The organism is Streptomyces sp. NPDC002104, from assembly GCF_053593795.1.
Window position 1 is genome coordinate 1 of sequence record NZ_JBSFDF010000017.1, and the last position, 16,951, is coordinate 16,951.

Here is a 16,951-nt window from a genome sequence, read left to right on the forward strand (position 1 = left end):
GGGTCCCGAGCCGGGCGGCCCGTACGGACGGCTGCACGGCCTCCCGGAAGGACGGGTAGTCCTGCGCGTGCACGGCATCCCGGGCAGCGGCCGGCCGTCCGCACATCCGTACGTCCGCACCTACGCCTCTCCGGGCACCGCGCCCAACGGTCCCGGGAGAAGAGCCGGGTCCGATCGGCCCCGTAGGGGGAATCCGGGTTCGAGGACCGGCTGTACGTCAGCAGCGTGCGCGCCCCCCGGACAGCGTCCGCCGTCCCAGCCGACCACCTGGATCTGACGGGAGCCGTGCGGGACCTCGGATGGCCGGCGGTCGCCGGTCACCGGTCGCCGCGTCCTACGGAGCCTCGCTCTTGTTCCAGACGCCCGGGGGCTCCGTTCCGCCACCCACCGGCAGCCTCCGCCCGCCGTCTTCGGCTCCGTCGCGGTGTCCGCCGGGGCCCGCGCGATCCCGGGCGCGGCCCGGTTGAGCGTGCGGGGCGTCCGTACCGGATCGGCCGCGTCGAACGGCACCGGCCACCGGTCCCTGGCCGCCGTATTCGCGGGCGGCTGCCGCCGGAACCGGTCGAAGAGCGGCACACCGCGGCTCCCGGTGCCGGCCCTGTTGTCCGGGGCCGGCAGCACCCCGCAGGCCGCCGACACGTCCACGGCGGCGCCGTCGGAGCCCACGGCGATCCCGCCCGGCAGGGCCGCGCAGGACTTCGAGGCGTCGGCCGTCGCCGGATCCCCGGCCGGATCCCGGTGCGCGAACTGCTGCTCCCACAGGTCCGCCACCATCAGCCCGCCGCGGCGGGCCAGTGCGGAGGTGGCCTCCGGGGCACCCCGGGGCCGCAGGGAGCGCCGGGCCCCGGCAATGCCCCGGGTCCGCTCGGAGCAGGGCCCACCCCCCCCGACCGAGTGGGCACCGGCCGTGTCTCCTCCAACGGCACCGTCCGCCCCCGCCGACGGGGCAGAGGAGGCAGGAGCGATGCTGCGCACGCAGGCGTACCCGTACCGGGCCGTCCGCGCATTCCGCGGCACGCCTCGCTTCAGCCGGCCGGGGTGCCTCGGCCGCGATCCGCTGCAGGGAGCCCCGGTGGCAAACCGTGACACCAGCGGCACGTAATCTGCACGAGGTCCGTCGTGAGGCCGCCGACCGGCGAGCCGCGCGGCTGCGGGTAGAGCGGGCGATGCGCCCCGGCACTGACAGCCCCTTCCCCGACTTTGGTGCAGCCCTCGCAGCCCTGGCTCGGACGACCCCGGCCCGGCAGTGGACCGCACCCCTGACACCACACCCTGACCAGCCCTGTTCGCGGGCAGGCCCCCACCCATGCAAAGGAACACCCCATGTCCCACCCTCCGTACGGGCAGCAGCCCGGCAACGGATTCGGCCACCCCGGCCCTCAGCGGCCGTGGGGACAGGCGCCGCAGCCCGGCGGCTGGGGCCCGCCGCCGAAGAAGTCCAAGGGCGCGATGATCGCGGCCATCGTGGGCGGCCTCTTCCTCCTCGGGATCATCGGCGCCATCGTGGGCCCCAACGACTCCACCGGCACCACGGGCAGCGTGGCCCCGACGGTCACGGTCACGACGGCGGCCCCGGCGCCGGTCATCACCCCCACGTACGCACCGGCAACGACCGCACCGCCAACCACCGCTGTGGCCCTGCCCACCAGCGCCCCCGTGAAGACCGAGGCACCCTCGGGGACTTCCTCCGGCGCGGGAGCCGCATCCAGCACTGGCAAGCTCCCCAACTTCGTCGGCCACCAGCTCCAGGCCGCCCAGGACGGCGCCCAGGCCGCCGGGTTCTTTCTCCTGTCCAGCACCGACGCGACCGGCGCGGGCCGCATGCAGGTGCTCGACCGGAACTGGAAGGTCTGCGCGCAGAATCCGGCACCCGGCACCCACGACATCGCCACCCGCGTCACGTTCGACACGGTGAAGACCGAGGAGAGCTGTCCCTGATGCCCAGCCCCCAGCGGCCGGACGTTCCGCAGGCGGCTCCGGCCCCGAAGAAGAGCGCCGGCAAGAGGATCGGGACCGGCTGCGGCGCGACCGCCGCCGGCCGTGCCCGGGGCGCCGCCTACACGGGCCCGAAGGGGGGAGGCCCGGGGAGCTCCACCGAGAACGGCTGGTACGAGGAGCACCACTACCCCGGCACGACGAAGGAAGAGCGGAACGTCCGCGGCCATGACGAGACGTCGTGCCGCGCGGTCGCCCGCGCCAAGTAGTCCCACCGGGGCCCGGCCCGACCGGCAGGGCCCCCATCACGAAGGAAACGAAGCGATGCCCGCACGCCCGACTTCCGTCCCGGTCACGACCGGCGGAGCCACCTACGACCTCACGCGGGAAGGCGTCGAGGCAGCCGCCTCCCGCATGCTCGCCGTGCACCAGACCGCCCCGGGGGGCGCCGAGTGGTACGTCCTCGTCGGCAGCGGACTGCACTACGTCTCGGACGTGTTCGCCGAAGCCACCAGCGGGCCCCGCACCCGCGACGTCAAGAGCGTCCGCGACGCCCTGGACCTGCTCGGCTTCCCCCTGTTCGTCCGCGCCGACCGCGACCTGATCGACAAGGGCATCCCCACCCACCGAGGCTGACCACCCCAGTCCTGCTCCGCCCCCGCCGGCCCCGTCGCCCCGCCGGCGGGGGCGCCTTCGTCCGGGTGGCGCTGGTGTGCCCCGTACTCATGCGGGCCACCTGACGTCATGTCACCGTGCCGTTCGGTATCCCCGGACGTTCCGGCCGGGCATCCGCACGGCCCGGGTCATTGACCCCGCCCGTACGCGCAGACGAGGATCCCGCCATGACGCCGGTACGGAAGAACACGGTCGACGGACTGCTCCACGACAGCGCGCGGCGCGTCCCGGAACGGATCGCGGTGCGCTACCGCGAGCGGACCTGGACCTACGCGGAACTGGACGCGGCCGTCTCCGCCGGCGCGGCCGTGCTGCGCGGGCGCTACGGCCTGGCCGAGGGGGACCGGGTCGCGACCTTCGGGCACAACTCCGACGCCTACCTCCTCGCCTTCCTCGCCTGCGCCCGGGCCGGGCTCACGCACGTCCCCGTCAACCAGAACCTCACCGGGGAGGACCTCGCGTACATCCTGGAGAACTCCGGGAGCGCGCTCGTCCTCGCGGATCCGGACCTGGCGGCGAGGGTCCCGGCGGCCTTCGCCGTACGCCCGCTGCGCGACGCACCCGCCTCCTTCCTGGCGGAACTGGCAGAACCGGCAGAACCGGCGGAGCCCGCCGGGCCCGCGGCCCCCGCCCGTTCCGGTGACCCGTCCCGGCTGGCGCAGCTCCTCTACACCTCCGGGACCACCGCCCTGCCGAAGGGGGCGATGATGACGCACGAGGCGCTCTGCCACGAGTACGAGAGCGCGATCGCGGCCCTGGACCTGGCGGAGGGCGATCTGCCGGTGCACTCCCTGCCGCTGTACCACTCGGCGCAGATGCACGTGTTCCTGCTGCCGTACCTGGCGGTGGGCGCGCGGAACACGATCGTGGACGCGCCGGTGGCGCAGGAGATCTTCGACCTGGTGGAGGCGGGGGAGGCGGACAGCCTGTTCGCGCCGCCGACGGTGTGGATCGGCCTGGCCAACCATCCCGACTTCGCGGACTTCGCCGTCCGCGACCTGTCCGGCCTGCGCAAGGCGTACTACGGGGCCTCGATCATGCCGGTCCCGGTCCTGGAACGGCTGCGGGCGCGGCTGCCCGGACTCGGCTTCTACAACTGCTTCGGCCAGAGCGAGATCGGCCCGCTCGCCACGGTGCTGCGGCCGGAGGAGCACGAAGGGCGGATGGACTCGTGCGGGCGGCCGGTCCTCCACGTGGAGGCGCGGGTCGTCGACGAGGACGGGGCCGAGGTGCCGGACGGTACGGCGGGCGAGGTGGTCTACCGCTCCCCGCAGCTCTGCCTGGGCTACTGGAACGACGCGGAGGCGACGAAGAAGGCCTTCCGGGACGGCTGGTTCCGCTCCGGCGACCTGGCGGTCCGGGATCCGCAGGGGTACTTCACGGTCGTGGACCGGGTGAAGGACGTCATCAACTCGGGCGGGGTCCTGGTCGCCTCGCGGCAGGTCGAGGACGTGCTCTACACCCACCCGGGCGTGGCCGAGGCGGCCGTGGTCGGCCTGCCGGACGAACGCTGGATCGAGGCCGTCACGGCGGTGGTGGTCCCGCGCGAGGGGGTGACGGAGGCGGAACTGCTGGCCTACGCCCGCGAGAAGCTGGCCCACTTCAAGGCCCCGAAGCGGATCCTCTTCGTGGACGCCCTCCCGCGCAACGCGAGCGGCAAGATCCTCAAGCGCACCCTCCGCGACCGCTTCTCGTCCCCGGCCTGACGGCCCGCCGACTACCCTCGGCCGTCATGAACAGAAGACGGCAGAAGAAGCTCACGCGACAGCTCGTCGGCGCCTCGATGTTCGGGCGCACCGCCCAGGTCCACGCCCTCCTGGGAGCCGGCGCCCACCCGGAGACGGCCGACTCCGAGGGCACCACGCCCCTGTACGCGGCATCCGTTCACGGCGCCGCCGCCACGGTCCGCCGCCTCCTGGCGGCCGGTGCCGACCCGAACACCGAGAGCGGACACGGCACGGAGGGCACGCCGCTGTGCGCGGCCGCCTGCTGGGGCCACACCGACACGGTGCGCGAGCTCCTGGCCCACGGCGCGGACCCGAACCTCCGGGAGGACCGCGGCACGGGCCACACGCCCCTGGAATGGGCGCTGGCCGGACCGCACCAGGAGACGGCGGATGCACTCCGGGCGTCCGGAGCCCGGCCCGCCCCGGCCACCCCCTAGACCGGAGCTACGGCTCTCGGTCCCGGTTCCGGTCCCGGTCATGCTCCTGGCCCTGCTCCTGGTCCTGGTCCTGCGCGAGCTCCGTGTCCTGGAGGCGGCGCAGGACCAGGTGTTCGTGGACGAGGCGGCCGACGAGGGCGCCGCCGTAGACCACGAAGCCGACGCCGACCAGCCAGGACTGGACGACCAGGAGGGTGCCGAAGGGGCCGTACGTCACGGCGTTGGAGGCGATCAGCGGGGAGAACACCAGCTGCGAGAAGACCCGCAGGCCGAGGAGGCCCAGGCTGGTGCACGCGGCGCCCGGGAGCAGGGCGCGCCAGCGGACCCGGCCGCCGAGGAGGATCCGCTGGGAGGTCCAGAAGAACAGGCAGGTGCCGATGACGTCGCCCGAGGTGCCGAGGACCGTGCCGAGCGCGTCGTCGGAGGGGGCGGGGATGCCGACGAGCAGGGCGAGGTAGCAGACCAGCAGGGCGAGCCAGACGACGTGCCGCCACATGGTGTGCCAGCGGGCCGTCGGCAGGTCCCAGACCTTCTCGTAGCCGGTCTGCACGGCGGAGCCGAAGGTCAGGCCGAAGACCGCGAGGGCGGCGAGACCGAAGGCGGTCGTCCGCTCCAGCGCCAGGTCCGCGGCGCCGAACAGCATCTCCACCCGCTCACGGGAGAACTCCGTCACCCCGAGGGCCTGACCGAGCCAGCGGCCGAAGCCCGAGCCGCTGCCGGGCGCGGCGGCCGCGACGACGACGAGCAGCGGCACCAGCGTGAGGAAGCCGAGCGCGGCGAAGCCCATGGCGCGGTGCATCAGCTCCATCTCCCGGCCACGGCTCCAGGCCAGCTGGGCCTGAGAGCCCTGCACCCGTTCGTGGAGCCAACGGAAGATCGAGGTCACGCCTGTGTCCCTACCCGGACAGGGCCGCCCTGTCCCGGACCGCCCCCCGAAATGAGCCCGAAGGGGTGGCCTCCTCGCGCGCGGCCTCGCCGGCCTCGCCGCCCGTGCGTCCGGGGATCCGGTCCGACACGTGGGCGGTACGAGGCGCTTCGTTCCGGACCCGGCAGGTGTCGCCACCGCATGATGGGGCCGGGTCCGGGCTCCTCCGGACCGACCCTCCACCGGAAGGCACCGCCTTGAGGCGTACTCCTCGTCGAGCCGGGATCCTGCTCGCCGCGTTGCCGCTGTGTACCCTCCTGCTGGTCCATGCCGCCCCGCGCGCCGAGGCCGCGGGGCCCCCGCACTGCGCTGCCGGCGCGTTCCCCGTCGACCCCGCCCCGCCCGCCCACCTCGCCCGGCCGGGTCAGGACGCGCAGGGCGTGCTCGTCGCCCTCCGGCCGGACGTCGCACCCAGGAGCGGCGGCACCCAAGTGGTGCTGAACGGCAGCGGACTGACCCCCTACACCCGGGTGCTCTTCGGCTCCCTGACGCCCGACGGCTGCTTCACGGGGCTGGAGGCCACCGGCGTGACGGTCATCAGCGACAGCTCCGTCATCGCCACCGCCCCCCAGTGGCCCGTGGCGGGGACCGTCTCCGTGGTCGCGGCGACGCCGTGCGGCCGCATCACGAACCAGCTCCCCTTCACCTACGTGGACCAGGCGGACAGAGACGGCCCGGACCGTCAGGATTCCCGGAGGTCCACCATGCGCTTGATCTTGCCCACCGAGCGTTCGAGGGTTTCCGGGTCCACCACCTCCACCTTCACCGAGACTCCGACGCCCTCCTTGACCGCCCGCACCACCGAGGCGGCCGCGGCCTCACGCTGAGCCGCGTCGCTCCCGCGCCGGGCCTCGACCCGTACCGTCAGGGCGTCCAGCCGTCCCTCCCGGGTCAGCCGGAGCTGGAAGTGCGGAGCCAGGGCCGGGGTCCGCAGGAGCACCTCCTCGATCTGGGTGGGGTAGACGTTCACCCCGCGCAGGATGATCATGTCGTCGCTGCGGCCGGTGATCTTCTCCATCCGGCGGAAGGCCGGCCGGACGGTGCCGGGCAGCAGCCGGGTCAGGTCCCGGGTGCGATAGCGGATGACGGGCATCGCCTCCTTGGTGAGCGAGGTGAAGACCAGCTCCCCGGGCTCCCCCTCGGGCAGGACGGCTCCCGTCAGCGGGTCGACCACCTCCGGGTAGAAGTGGTCCTCCCATATGTGGAGCCCGTCCTTGGTCGCCGCGAACTCCTGTGCGACGCCCGGGCCCATCACCTCCGAGAGCCCGTAGATGTCCACCGCGTCGATGTTCAGGCGTTCCTCGATCTCCCGGCGCATCTCCTCCGTCCAGGGCTCGGCGCCGAAGATCCCCGTGCGGAGGGAGGTGGCGCGAGGATCGATGCCCTGGCGCTCCATCTCGTCCAGCAGGGTCAGCATGTAGGAGGGGGTCACCATGATGACCTCCGGCCTGAAGTCCTCGATCAGCCGGACCTGGCGGTCCGTCATCCCGCCCGAGGCGGGCACGACCGTACAGCCCAGGCGCTCCGCGCCGTAGTGGGCGCCCAGGCCGCCGGTGAACAGGCCGTACCCGTAGGCGATGTGGACGATCTGGCCGGGCCTGCCGCCCGCCGCGCGGATCGAGCGGGCGACGACGTCCGCCCAGGTGGACAGGTCCCCCTCCGTGTACCCGACGACGGTCGGCCGGCCCGTGGTCCCGCTGGACGCGTGGATGCGGCGGACCTCGGAGCGCGGTACGGCGAACATGCCGAAGGGGTACTGGTCGCGCAGATCGGACTTGGTGGTGAAGGGGAACAGGGCGAGATCGGAGAGGGAGCGGCAGTCGTCGGGATGCAGACCGGCCTTGTCGAAGGCCTGCCGGTAGAAGGGCACCCGGTCGTACGCCCGGCGCAAGGTCGCCCGCAGCCGGGTCAGCTGGAGCGCCGCCAGCTCGTCCCGGCCCATCCGCTCGCCCTCGTCCGCACCCGCGTCGTGGCCGTGGCCGTGGCCCTGTCCGTACGTACCCATGCCGCCCACCCCTTGTCCGAGTCAACTCGCCCGAGTAAACCGACCGATCATTCGGTAGATTGCCGGACGCCGGCGGCCAAATCAATTACTCGAACGGGTGATCGTCTGCTGAGATTGCATTCATGGCGATCTCCACACCCTCCACCTGCACCTTTACCTTCACCACCTACGACGGAACCGAACTCGCGTACCACGTCCAGGGCGAAGGCGAGCCGCTCGTCTGCCTCCCCGGCGGCGCCATGCGGGCCTCCGCCTACCTCGGAGACCTCGGCGGACTGTCCGCCGGGCGCCGGCTGATCCTGCTCGACCTGCGGGGGACCGGCGACTCCGCGGTCCCGGCCGACGCCTCGACGTACCGGGTCGACCACCAGGTCGCCGACGTGGAGGCACTGCGCGGCCACCTCGTCCTGGAGAGCGTCGATCTGCTCGCCCACTCCGCCTCCGGCAACCTGGCCCTGCTGTACGCGGCGGCGCACCCGGGGCGGGTGCGCCGGCTGGCCCTGATCACACCGACCAGCTGGGCCGTGGACCTCGCGGAGTCCCCGGAAACCCGGCTCGCGGACGTCCGCCGGCGGGGTGGCGGCGAGCCTTACGACACGGCCGTCGCGGCCTACGAGCGGGCGCTCGCCGCCATCGCCGCGGGCGAGAACCCCGACGAGGCCGACTGGGCGGCGGTGATGCCCCTCGCCTACGGGCGCTGGGACGAGACGGCGCGCGCGCACGCGGCACTGAGCCCGGTGCAGAAGAACGCCGAGGCCTCCGCCGCCTTCGCCGGCCCCGGAGCCTTCGACCCGCCCGCCACCCGGGCCGCGCTGGGCCGGTTCGCCGGAGAGGTCCTGGTCCTGGCCGGGGAGCTGGACTCCAACCCCTCCCCGGCCCTCGCCGCCCGGCTCGCGGAGCTCTTCGCGCACGGTGCGGCCGACGTACAGCGCGGCGCCGGGCACTTCCCGTGGCTGGACGAGCCGCAGTGGTTCGCGGCCCGCGTCGAGCGGTTCCTGGCCACCGGAGCCTGAGCGGCGACCGCCGGGCCGGGGGCGTACGGTCGAAACAGACGCCCCTGGCGAAGCCGAAACAGACGCCCTGGCGAAGGGAGGCGGCGGCCATGTCCGTCATCGACCCCGCGGTATCGGTGCGGCTCGGCGCCCCCGGTGCGCGCCGCCTGTCCGGACTCCTCGCCGAGGTCGCCCACCTGCTGGAGGACCCCGGCCCCCTGCGCCTCGACGACGCCCAGGCCGATGTGCTGGGCCAGGGCGCGGACCGGGCGGAGCTGGCCACCTGGACCCGCACCCTGGCGGCCGAACTGCGTACCAGGCTCTGAGGAACGGCCCTCGCGCGGTGGCCGGCGGACGCGCACACGCCCGCGGGCCGGAACCCACCTGGGTACCGGCCCGCGGGCGTGCGCCGGTCGGGGTCAGCCCGCGGCGCCCGCGTCCGCCTCCGTGGCCACCGACTTCGCCCACCGGTAGTCCGCCTTGCCGCTCGGGGAGCGCTGGATGGCGGGGGAGATGACGAGCTGGCGCGGGATCTTGTAGCCCGCCAGCTTGGTGCGGCAGTGGGCCTGTATCTCGTCCAGCGTCGGGTCCGCCGCGCCCTCCCGGATCTGGACCACGGCCGCCACGTGGCTGCCCCACTTCGGGTCCGTGACCCCGGCGACCAGGGCGTCGTAGACGTCCGGGTGGGACTTCAGCGCCTGCTCGACCTCCTCCGGATACACCTTCTCGCCGCCCGTGTTGATGCACTGCGAGCCGCGCCCCAGGACGGTGACGATGCCCTGCTCGTCCACGGTCGCCATGTCGCCGAGCAGCACCCACCGCTCGGATCCCTTCTGGAAGAAGGTCTCGGCGGTCTTGGCGGCGTCGTTGTAGTAGCCCAGCGGGACGTACCCGCGCTGCGCGAGCCGTCCCGGTTCGCCGACCGGCACCGGCTCGTGGGTCACCGGATCGACCACCTGCGTCCGCTCGTTGACCTCCAGCCGGAAGCCCTTCTCCGGGCTGGAGTCGTTCGTGGCGCGGCCGTTCGAGCCGGACTCGGACGAGCCGAAGTTGTTCAGGAGCAGCACGTTCGGCACGAGCGCCTGGAACTCGGCGCGCACCGTCTCCGACATGATCGCGCCGGAGGAGGAGACGGAGAAGAGGGAGGACAGGTCGGTGCCCTTCAGGGGACCGTTGAGGGCGTCGATGAGCGGCCGCAGCATGGCGTCGCCCACCAGCGAGACGCTGGAGACCTTCTCCTTCTCGATCGTGCGCAGCACCTCCTCGGGCGCGTACTTGCGGTGGATGACCACCCGCTGCCCGTAGTTGAAGGCGATGAAGGACGTGAGCGTGGACGTGCCGTGCATCAGCGGCGGCGCGGGGAAGAAGGTCAGCCCGGCGCCCTTCGACGCGACCCGCTCGGCCAGCTCCTCGGGCCGCTTCACCGGCTCGCCGGAGGGTTCGCCGCCGAAGAGGCCCGCGAAGAAGAGGTCCTCCGCGCGCCACATGACGCCCTTGGGCATGCCGGTCGTACCGCCGGTGTAGATGATGAACAGGTCGTCGGGGGAGCGGGGCGGGAACCCGCGCTCCGGCGAGCCGGCCGCCTCCGCGTCGGCGTACGCGACCGGCGCGATCGAGGGCTCCGGGGCGCCCTCGGGGGTCTCGCCGACGCGGATCAGGTGACGGAGCTTCGTCGTCTGCGGGAGGGCCGCCGCGACCCGTTCGGTGAACTCGCCCTCGAAGACGAGCGCGGCGAGGTCGGCGTCGTTGTAGAGGTAGACGAGCTCCTCCTCCACGTACCGGTAGTTCACGTTCACCGGAACCAGGCGGGCCTTGAGGCAGGCGATGACGGTCTGGAGGTACTCGACGCCGTTGTAGAGGTGCAGGCCCAGGTGCTCACCGGCCTTCAGGCCGCTGTCCAGCAGGTGGTGCGCGATGCGGTTCGCCGCCGCGTCCAGCTCCGCGTACGTGAGGCGGCGCTCGGCGCCGGTCCCGGGGTGGTCCACGTACACGAGGGCCTCGCGGTCCGGGACCACGTCCACGACCGACTCGAACAGGTCGGCAATGTTGTACTCCACCGGTCCTCCTGACCCAGAAAATCCCATGGCTGGTCTGCTCGGCGGTCATTAGAGCGTCGCCAACCCCAACAGGGAAGGGGACCGTCCAAGAAATCTGACTGGGTGTCAGAAAACTATTGAACTGCACCCGCCCCTCCTGCAACCTGTTCTAGGTCTTGAGACGGGAGGACGGCAATGGGTGGGACAGAACACCTGACCGTGGAACGCCACGGAGCCACGCTGGTGCTCACCATGAACAGGCCCGAGGCGAAGAACGCGCTCTCGCTGCCGCTGCTGGTGGGCCTGTACGACGGCTGGCTGGAGGCCGACGCGGACGACACGATCCGCTCGGTGGTCCTGACGGGCGCCGGCGGGGACTTCTGCGCCGGCATGGACCTGAAGGCGCTGGCCGGCAAGGGCATGGCGGGCGACCAGTACCGGGACCGGCTCAAGGCCGACCCCGACCTGCACTGGAAGGCGATGCTGCGCCACCACCGGCCGCGCAAGCCCGTCATCGCGGCGGTCGAGGGCTACTGCGTGGCCGGCGGGACGGAGATCCTCCAGGGGACGGACATCCGCGTGGCGGGGGAGGGGGCCACCTTCGGACTGTTCGAGGTCAAGCGGGGGCTCTTCCCGATCGGCGGCTCCACGGTCCGGCTGCCGCGGCAGATCCCGCGGACGTACGCGCTGGAGATGCTGCTGACCGGACGGCCGTACGCCGCCGAGGAGGCGGCGCGGATCGGGCTCGTGGGGCGGGTCGTACCGGACGGCACGGCGCTGGACGCCGCGCTGGAGATCGCGGAGCGGATCAACGCGTGCGGGCCGCTCGCGGTGGAGGCGGTGAAGGCCTCCGTCTACGAGACGGCCGAGATGACGGAGTCGCAGGGGCTGGCGGCGGAGCTGCTGCGGGGGTGGCCGATCTTCGACACGGCCGATGCGAAGGAGGGGGCGCGGGCGTTCGCGGAGAAGCGGCCCGCGCTGTATCGGCGGGAGTAGCCGTGCCCCGCGCCCCGTGCCCCGCGCCCGTGCCGGTCCCACCCCTTCCGGTGGTGCCGGTCCCTGACGGCCCGGCGCGGTGCCGTCGCCGGGGACCAGTTCCCGGACCCCTGCGCCCCACACACCGGCGGGGCCGCGTCCGGTGCCTGATGGGCCCCGCGGGACGAGCCTCCCGGGGGCGCCGACCGTCCCGGCAGGCCGAGCTGGTCCTGGCGGCGCCTTGTGGGCCCCGCGGGCCGATTCCGGTCCGGCGGTGCCTGATGGACCCGCGGGCCGATTCCGGTCCGGCGGTGCCTGATGGGCCCGCGCGCCGAGTCGGACCGTGCGGTGCCTGATTCGACCGGCGGAGCCCGTGTGGCCCCGGCAGCCTGATTCGCCCGGCGGGGCCCAGAGCGTCCCGCCCCATACATCGGAGACCCACCCATGACAGCCGCGTCGCCACCCGAGATCCTCCGCGCACCCCTTGTCGTCGAGTTCCCCTTCACCCGCTCCCTCGGCCCCGTGCAGAGCGCCTTCCTCACCGGGCTCCGCGAAGGGGTCGTCCTCGGGGTCACCACCGCCGACGGCAAGGTGATGGTGCCGCCCGTCGAGTACGACCCCGTCACCGCCGAGGAGGTGCGGGACCTGGTCGAGGTCGGGACCACCGGGACCGTCACCACCTGGGCCTGGAACGGTTCGCCGCGCCCCAACCAGCCCCTCGGCACCCCCTTCGCCTGGGTGCTCGTCCGCCTTGACGGCGCCGACACCGCCCTCCTGCACGCCCTCGACGCCCCCGGGCCCGAGGCCGTCTCCACCGGCATGCGGGTGCGCGTGCGGTGGGCCGCGGAGCGGATCGGGGCCATCACCGACATCGCCTGCTTCGAGCCCGCAGAGGACGAGGGGGAGGGAGCCGGGGAAGCGGCCCCGCACAGTGGGGAGTTCGCCGACGCCGTCACCGGGATCGTCGCCGAGGCCCGCCTGGACTACACGTACAGCCCCGGCCGCGCGCAGACCGCGTACATCGCCGGGCTCTCCGAGCAGAAGACCATCGGCGAGCGCTGCCCCTCCTGCCACAAGGTGTACGTGCCCCCGCGCGGCGCCTGCCCCACCTGCGGGGTGGCGACCACCGACCGGGTCGAGGTCGGGCCGGCCGGCACCGTCACCACCTACTGCATCGTCAACATCAAGGCCAAGAACCTCGACATCGAGGTGCCCTACGTCTACGCCCACATCGCCCTCGACGGCGCCGGCCTCGCCCTCCACGGCCGGATCGGCGGCATCCCGTACGACCAGGTGCGGATGGGGCTGAGGGTCGAACCGGTCTGGACCGAGGGCGGGCGCTACCCCGACCACTACCGCCCCACCGGAGAGCCGGACGCGGACTACGACGTGTACAAGGAGCTCATCTGATGGCCCGATACGCCCGCGAGGTCGCGGTGGTCGCCTTCGCGCAGAGCGACCACCTGCGCCGCACCGACGAGCTCAGCGAAGTCGAGATGGTCATGCCGGTCCTGCACCAGGTGCTGGCCGCCACCGGACTCAAGACGGGTGAGATCGGCTTCACCTGCTCCGGTTCCAGCGACTACCTCATGGGCCGCGCCTTCTCCTTCACCATGACCCTCGACGGAGTCGGCGCCTGGCCCCCCATCTCCGAATCGCACGTGGAGATGGACGGCGCCTGGGCCCTGTACGAGGCCTGGGTCAAGATCCAGACCGGCGAGGCCGACACCGCGCTCGTCTACTCGTACGGCAAGTCCTCGCCGGGGTCGGTGCGCGACGTGCTGACCCGCCAGCTCGACCCCTACTACCTCGCCCCGCTCTGGCCCGACTCGGTGGCGCTGGCCGCGCTCCAGGCCCAGGCGCTCATCGACGCGGGGGAGACCGACGAGACCGCGCTCGCCGCGATCGGCGCCCGCAGCCGGGCCTCCGCGGGAGCCAACCCGCACGCCCAGCTCAGCGGAGCCGTCGCACAGGGCGACTACCAGGTCGCCCCGCTGCGCACCGGCGATTGCCCGCCCATCGGCGACGGGGCCGCCGCCGTCATCCTGGCCGCTGGGGACGTGGCCCGCAGGCTGTGCGAGCGGCCCGCGTGGATCACCGGAATCGACCACCGCATCGAGGCCCACAGCCTCGGGCTGCGCGACCTCACCGACTCCCCGTCGACGCGGATCGCCGCCGAGCACGCGGGCGTCTTCGAGTCCCCGGTGGACACCGCGGAACTGCACGCCCCCTTCTCCTCCCAGGAAGTCGTGCTGCGCAAGGCCCTCGGACTCGGCGGGGACGTCGCCGTCAACCCCTCCGGCGGAGCGCTCGCCGCCAACCCGATGATGGCCGCCGGCCTGATCCGGATCGGCGAGGCGGCCGCCCGCATCCACCGCGGCGAGTCCGACCGGGCCGTCGCGCACGCCACCTCCGGCCCCTGCCTCCAGCAGAACCTGGTCGCCGTCCTGGAAGGGGACCGAGCATGAGCACCTCCGCCGCTCCGGGCAAGGAGCCGGTGGCCGTCGTCGGCATCGGCCAGACCAAGCACGTGGCCGCCCGCCACGACGTCTCCATCGCGGGGCTGGTGCGCGAGGCGGCGTCCCGGGCCCTCGCGGACGCCGAGCTGACCTGGGCGGACATCGACGCGGTCGTCATCGGCAAGGCCCCCGACTTCTTCGAGGGCGTGATGATGCCGGAGCTGTACCTCGCGGACGCCCTCGGCGCCGTCGGCAAGCCCATGCTCCGTGTGCACACGGCCGGTTCGGTGGGCGGGTCCACGGCGCTGGTCGCCTCCAACCTGGTCGCCGCCCGCGTGCACCGCACGGTGCTGACCCTCGCCTTCGAGAAGCAGTCCGAATCCAATGCCATGTGGGGGCTCTCGCTCCCCGTCCCCTTCCAGCAGCCGCTGCTGGCGGGGGCCGGCGGGTTCTTCGCCCCGCACGTGCGCGCGTACATGCGGCGCACCGGCGCCCCCGACACGGTGGGCTCGCTCGTCGCGTACAAGGACCGCCGCAACGCGCTGAAGAACCCGTATGCGCACCTGCACGAGCACGACATCACCCTGGAGAAGGTCCAGGCGTCCCCGATGCTGTGGGACCCGATCCGGTACTCCGAGACCTGCCCGTCCTCCGACGGGGCGTGCGCGATGATCCTCACCGACCGGGCGGGCGCGGCCCGTTCGCCGAGGCCGCCGGCCTGGGTGCACGGCGGGGCGATGCGCAGCGAGCCGACGCTCTTCGCGGGGAAGGACTTCGTGTCCCCGCAGGCGGGCAAGGACTGCGCGGCCGACGTCTACCGGCAGGCCGGGATCACCGATCCGCGCCGGGAGATCGACGCCGTGGAGATGTACGTGCCGTTCTCCTGGTACGAGCCGATGTGGCTGGAGAACCTCGGCTTCGCGGAGGAGGGCGAGGGCTGGAAGCTCACCGAGGCCGGGGTGACGGAACTCGACGGGGACCTGCCGGTCAACCCGTCGGGCGGCGTCCTGTCCACCAACCCCATCGGCGCCTCCGGCATGATCCGCTTCGCGGAGGCGGCCCTCCAGGTGCGCGGTCAGGCGGGGGAGCACCAAGTACCGGACGCCCGGCGGGCGATGGGCCACGCCTACGGCGGCGGGGCGCAGTTCTTCGCGATGTGGCTGGTCGGAGCGGAGCAGCCCGGCTCCTGAGCGGAAACCCGATTCCGGGCGGGGGTGCCGTACAGGCCACGAGTGACGCACCGTGGCCTGTGCGGCACGGCGTGCGATGGCTAACCTGGCCCCGGGACGACGAACCGGGAGTACCGGGAGGAGCACGCACGTGGCAGAGAGCATGACTTCGAAGGCGCCCGCCGGCTGGGGCAAGCCGGACCTCGACCTGACCGAGGCGGACTGGCAGTCGAGCAGCCGGGGGGCGGGTGACGTCCAGATCGCCTTCGTGGAGGGGTTCATCGCGATGCGCAACGGTGACCGCCCCGAAAGCCCCTCGCTGATCTTCGCGCCGGACGAGTGGCGCAAGTTCGTCCTGAACGCGCGGGGCGGGGAGTTCGACCTGACGTAGGCCGTCTCCCTCTTCCGGCGGGACGGGAACACGGCGCACCACCGGGCGCGGAGCCGCCGCCCCGGTGGGGAGTCGCCGCCCCGGTGGGGAGTCGCCGGTCACGCCGGGAGCCGCCGGTCACGCCGGAAGTCGCCGGTCACGCCGGGAGCCGCCCGTCAGGGCCGGAGCCCGTGCGATCCCCGGCCCGGTGGCCCCGTAAACCCCTTGCCGGGCCCGGCCGGCCCCGTCATCATGGCCGCCATGACGACCACCCGCCGAAAGGGCGATGCCGCGTAGACGGCCCGGCGCGCTGCGCGCCGCACGAGGTACGTACGAAGGCCGGCGGCCACCCGCCTGGGCGGGGGAACTCCCGCCCGTGGACCGGCTGTCGCCCGGGGCCGCGGCCGCCGCGCACTGGGCCCGGCCCGGACGGGCCGGCGAGATCGCGGACCTGCTGACCCGGTACCGGACCTTCCTGAGCCGCCCCGGCAGCCGTCTGCTCCTGGTCCCCTCCGAGTGCCCGGCCTGCCCCGGCTGCGCACGCGACGACGTCGCCGTCGTCCGGGACGACCTGGGCGAGCTGTACCGCGACCTGCCGCCGGCCGCCCGCACCGAGCTCGGCCGTCTGCTGCGGGGCCTGGACGCCGAGTTCCGCCGCCGCACGCTCCCGCACCCGGTCCCGCGTGCCGGCGGCTGGGCGGACTGGAGCGGCCGTCCCCGCGCCTGGTGGCACCGGCGGCTCTACGAGGACGACTGACCGGCCGGCCGGGGGGCGACCGGCCCAGGGTGTCGGGCCGGCCAGGGCGCGACGACCGCTACGGTGAGCGCATGAGCGGAGAAAACGACCTGCGGAAGCTGCTGAGCACCATGCGGCCCGAACTGAACGACGGGCTGTACGTGTTCTGCACCATCCCCGCCGACACCGACCCGCAGGCCCTGGCCGGGCTCACCCCCGTGGCCTCCGTCCTGGAGCCCGAGGGGCTCACCCTCGTGCTGAGCCAGGAGGACGCCGACGCGGCCGCTCTCCCCTACGCGTACACCGCCGGCTGGATCACCCTGGGCGTGCACTCCGCCCTCGACGCCGTAGGACTCACCGCAGCCTTCGCCACCGAACTCGCCGCACACGGCCTGAGCTGCAACGTCATCGCCGGCTACCACCACGACCACCTCTTCGTGGAAGCCGCCCGGGCCGCCGAGGCCGTGGCCGTGCTGGAGGCGCTCGCGGACCGCTCCGCACAGGACTGAG

At 73.4% G+C, this 16,951-nt stretch carries 18 protein-coding genes; 14 read left to right on the plus strand and 4 right to left on the minus strand.

All coding sequences use genetic code 11. From position 1 onward, the window contains the following. The first annotated feature begins 1,323 nt into the window (after window positions 1–1,323). From ACWCP2_RS16770 to ACWCP2_RS16790, 5 genes are all read left to right on the plus strand, one after another. Window positions 1,324–1,938 (plus strand): hypothetical protein, encoded by a 615-nt coding sequence (locus ACWCP2_RS16770; RefSeq protein WP_450909328.1) that lies wholly within the window; start codon window positions 1,324–1,326, stop codon window positions 1,936–1,938. Then, entirely contained in the window at window positions 1,938–2,204 is a 267-nt protein-coding gene (locus ACWCP2_RS16775; RefSeq protein WP_450909329.1) for a hypothetical protein, read from the plus strand. Before ACWCP2_RS16770 ends, ACWCP2_RS16775 begins: the two co-directional genes overlap by 1 nt. Window positions 2,205–2,259: 55 nt before the next feature. Then, the gene (locus ACWCP2_RS16780; protein ID WP_450909330.1) at window positions 2,260–2,571 is read left to right on the plus strand and encodes a hypothetical protein; all 312 of its coding nucleotides are present in this window, start codon (window positions 2,260–2,262) and stop codon (window positions 2,569–2,571) included. Between the two features lie 206 nt (window positions 2,572–2,777). Next, on the plus strand, window positions 2,778–4,316 hold the full coding sequence (locus ACWCP2_RS16785; protein ID WP_450909331.1) for a fatty acyl-CoA synthetase: 1,539 nt from the start codon (window positions 2,778–2,780) through the stop codon (window positions 4,314–4,316). 26 nt (window positions 4,317–4,342) lie between these two features. Further along, the gene (locus ACWCP2_RS16790; RefSeq protein WP_450909332.1) at window positions 4,343–4,774 is read left to right on the plus strand and encodes an ankyrin repeat domain-containing protein; all 432 of its coding nucleotides are present in this window, start codon (window positions 4,343–4,345) and stop codon (window positions 4,772–4,774) included. 7 nt (window positions 4,775–4,781) lie between these two features. Here ACWCP2_RS16790 and ACWCP2_RS16795 read toward each other — a convergent pair whose 3' ends face one another. From ACWCP2_RS16795 to paaK, 3 genes are all read right to left on the minus strand, one after another. Further along, a complete protein-coding gene (locus ACWCP2_RS16795; RefSeq protein ID WP_450909333.1) occupies window positions 4,782–5,660 on the minus strand; it encodes a YhjD/YihY/BrkB family envelope integrity protein in 879 nt (292 codons plus the stop codon). Window positions 5,661–6,159: 499 nt separating this feature from the next. Then, window positions 6,160–6,327: a hypothetical protein gene (locus ACWCP2_RS16800; protein WP_450909334.1), complete on the minus strand. Its 168-nt coding sequence runs from the start codon at window positions 6,325–6,327 to the stop codon at window positions 6,160–6,162. A gap of 54 nt (window positions 6,328–6,381) precedes the next feature. Further along, window positions 6,382–7,704, minus strand: a complete 1,323-nt coding sequence (gene paaK / locus ACWCP2_RS16805) for a phenylacetate--CoA ligase PaaK (RefSeq protein WP_450909335.1) — start codon at window positions 7,702–7,704, stop codon at window positions 6,382–6,384. Between the two features lie 122 nt (window positions 7,705–7,826). Here paaK and ACWCP2_RS16810 point away from each other — a divergent pair, with 122 nt between their 5' ends. Both ACWCP2_RS16810 and ACWCP2_RS16815 read left to right on the plus strand, forming a co-directional pair. Beyond that, on the plus strand, window positions 7,827–8,717 hold the full coding sequence (locus tag ACWCP2_RS16810) for an alpha/beta fold hydrolase (protein WP_450909336.1): 891 nt from the start codon (window positions 7,827–7,829) through the stop codon (window positions 8,715–8,717). A gap of 89 nt (window positions 8,718–8,806) precedes the next feature. Further along, window positions 8,807–9,022, plus strand: coding sequence for a hypothetical protein (locus ACWCP2_RS16815; protein ID WP_450909337.1), 216 nt, complete (start codon window positions 8,807–8,809; stop codon window positions 9,020–9,022). 93 nt (window positions 9,023–9,115) lie between these two features. Here the strand turns inward: ACWCP2_RS16815 and ACWCP2_RS16820 are convergent, their stop codons facing one another. Continuing rightward, window positions 9,116–10,753 (minus strand): acyl-CoA synthetase, encoded by a 1,638-nt coding sequence (locus tag ACWCP2_RS16820; protein WP_450909338.1) that lies wholly within the window; start codon window positions 10,751–10,753, stop codon window positions 9,116–9,118. A gap of 174 nt (window positions 10,754–10,927) precedes the next feature. Here ACWCP2_RS16820 and ACWCP2_RS16825 point away from each other — a divergent pair, with 174 nt between their 5' ends. The 7 genes from ACWCP2_RS16825 (at window position 10,928) to ACWCP2_RS16855 (ending at window position 16,950) form a co-directional block, all read left to right on the plus strand. Beyond that, entirely contained in the window at window positions 10,928–11,728 is an 801-nt protein-coding gene (locus ACWCP2_RS16825; RefSeq protein WP_450909339.1) for a crotonase/enoyl-CoA hydratase family protein, read from the plus strand. A gap of 423 nt (window positions 11,729–12,151) precedes the next feature. Then, window positions 12,152–13,117, plus strand: a complete 966-nt coding sequence (locus tag ACWCP2_RS16830; RefSeq protein ID WP_450909340.1) for an OB-fold domain-containing protein — start codon at window positions 12,152–12,154, stop codon at window positions 13,115–13,117. Next, window positions 13,117–14,175: a thiolase domain-containing protein gene (locus ACWCP2_RS16835; protein ID WP_450909341.1), complete on the plus strand. Its 1,059-nt coding sequence runs from the start codon at window positions 13,117–13,119 to the stop codon at window positions 14,173–14,175. Before ACWCP2_RS16830 ends, ACWCP2_RS16835 begins: the two co-directional genes overlap by 1 nt. Next, window positions 14,172–15,356 carry a thiolase domain-containing protein gene (locus ACWCP2_RS16840; RefSeq protein WP_450909342.1) on the plus strand — a complete coding sequence of 395 codons (1,185 nt, stop codon included), beginning with the start codon at window positions 14,172–14,174 and terminating at the stop codon, window positions 15,354–15,356. The genes ACWCP2_RS16835 and ACWCP2_RS16840 overlap by 4 nt, the downstream gene beginning before the upstream one ends. Before the next feature lie 142 nt (window positions 15,357–15,498). Beyond that, window positions 15,499–15,726 (plus strand): DUF397 domain-containing protein, encoded by a 228-nt coding sequence (locus tag ACWCP2_RS16845; protein ID WP_375949687.1) that lies wholly within the window; start codon window positions 15,499–15,501, stop codon window positions 15,724–15,726. A gap of 265 nt (window positions 15,727–15,991) precedes the next feature. Continuing rightward, a complete protein-coding gene (locus tag ACWCP2_RS16850; protein WP_450909343.1) occupies window positions 15,992–16,462 on the plus strand; it encodes a hypothetical protein in 471 nt (156 codons plus the stop codon). 71 nt (window positions 16,463–16,533) lie between these two features. Then, window positions 16,534–16,950: an ACT domain-containing protein gene (locus ACWCP2_RS16855; RefSeq protein ID WP_450909344.1), complete on the plus strand. Its 417-nt coding sequence runs from the start codon at window positions 16,534–16,536 to the stop codon at window positions 16,948–16,950. The last annotated feature ends 1 nt before the right edge of the window (window position 16,951 follow it).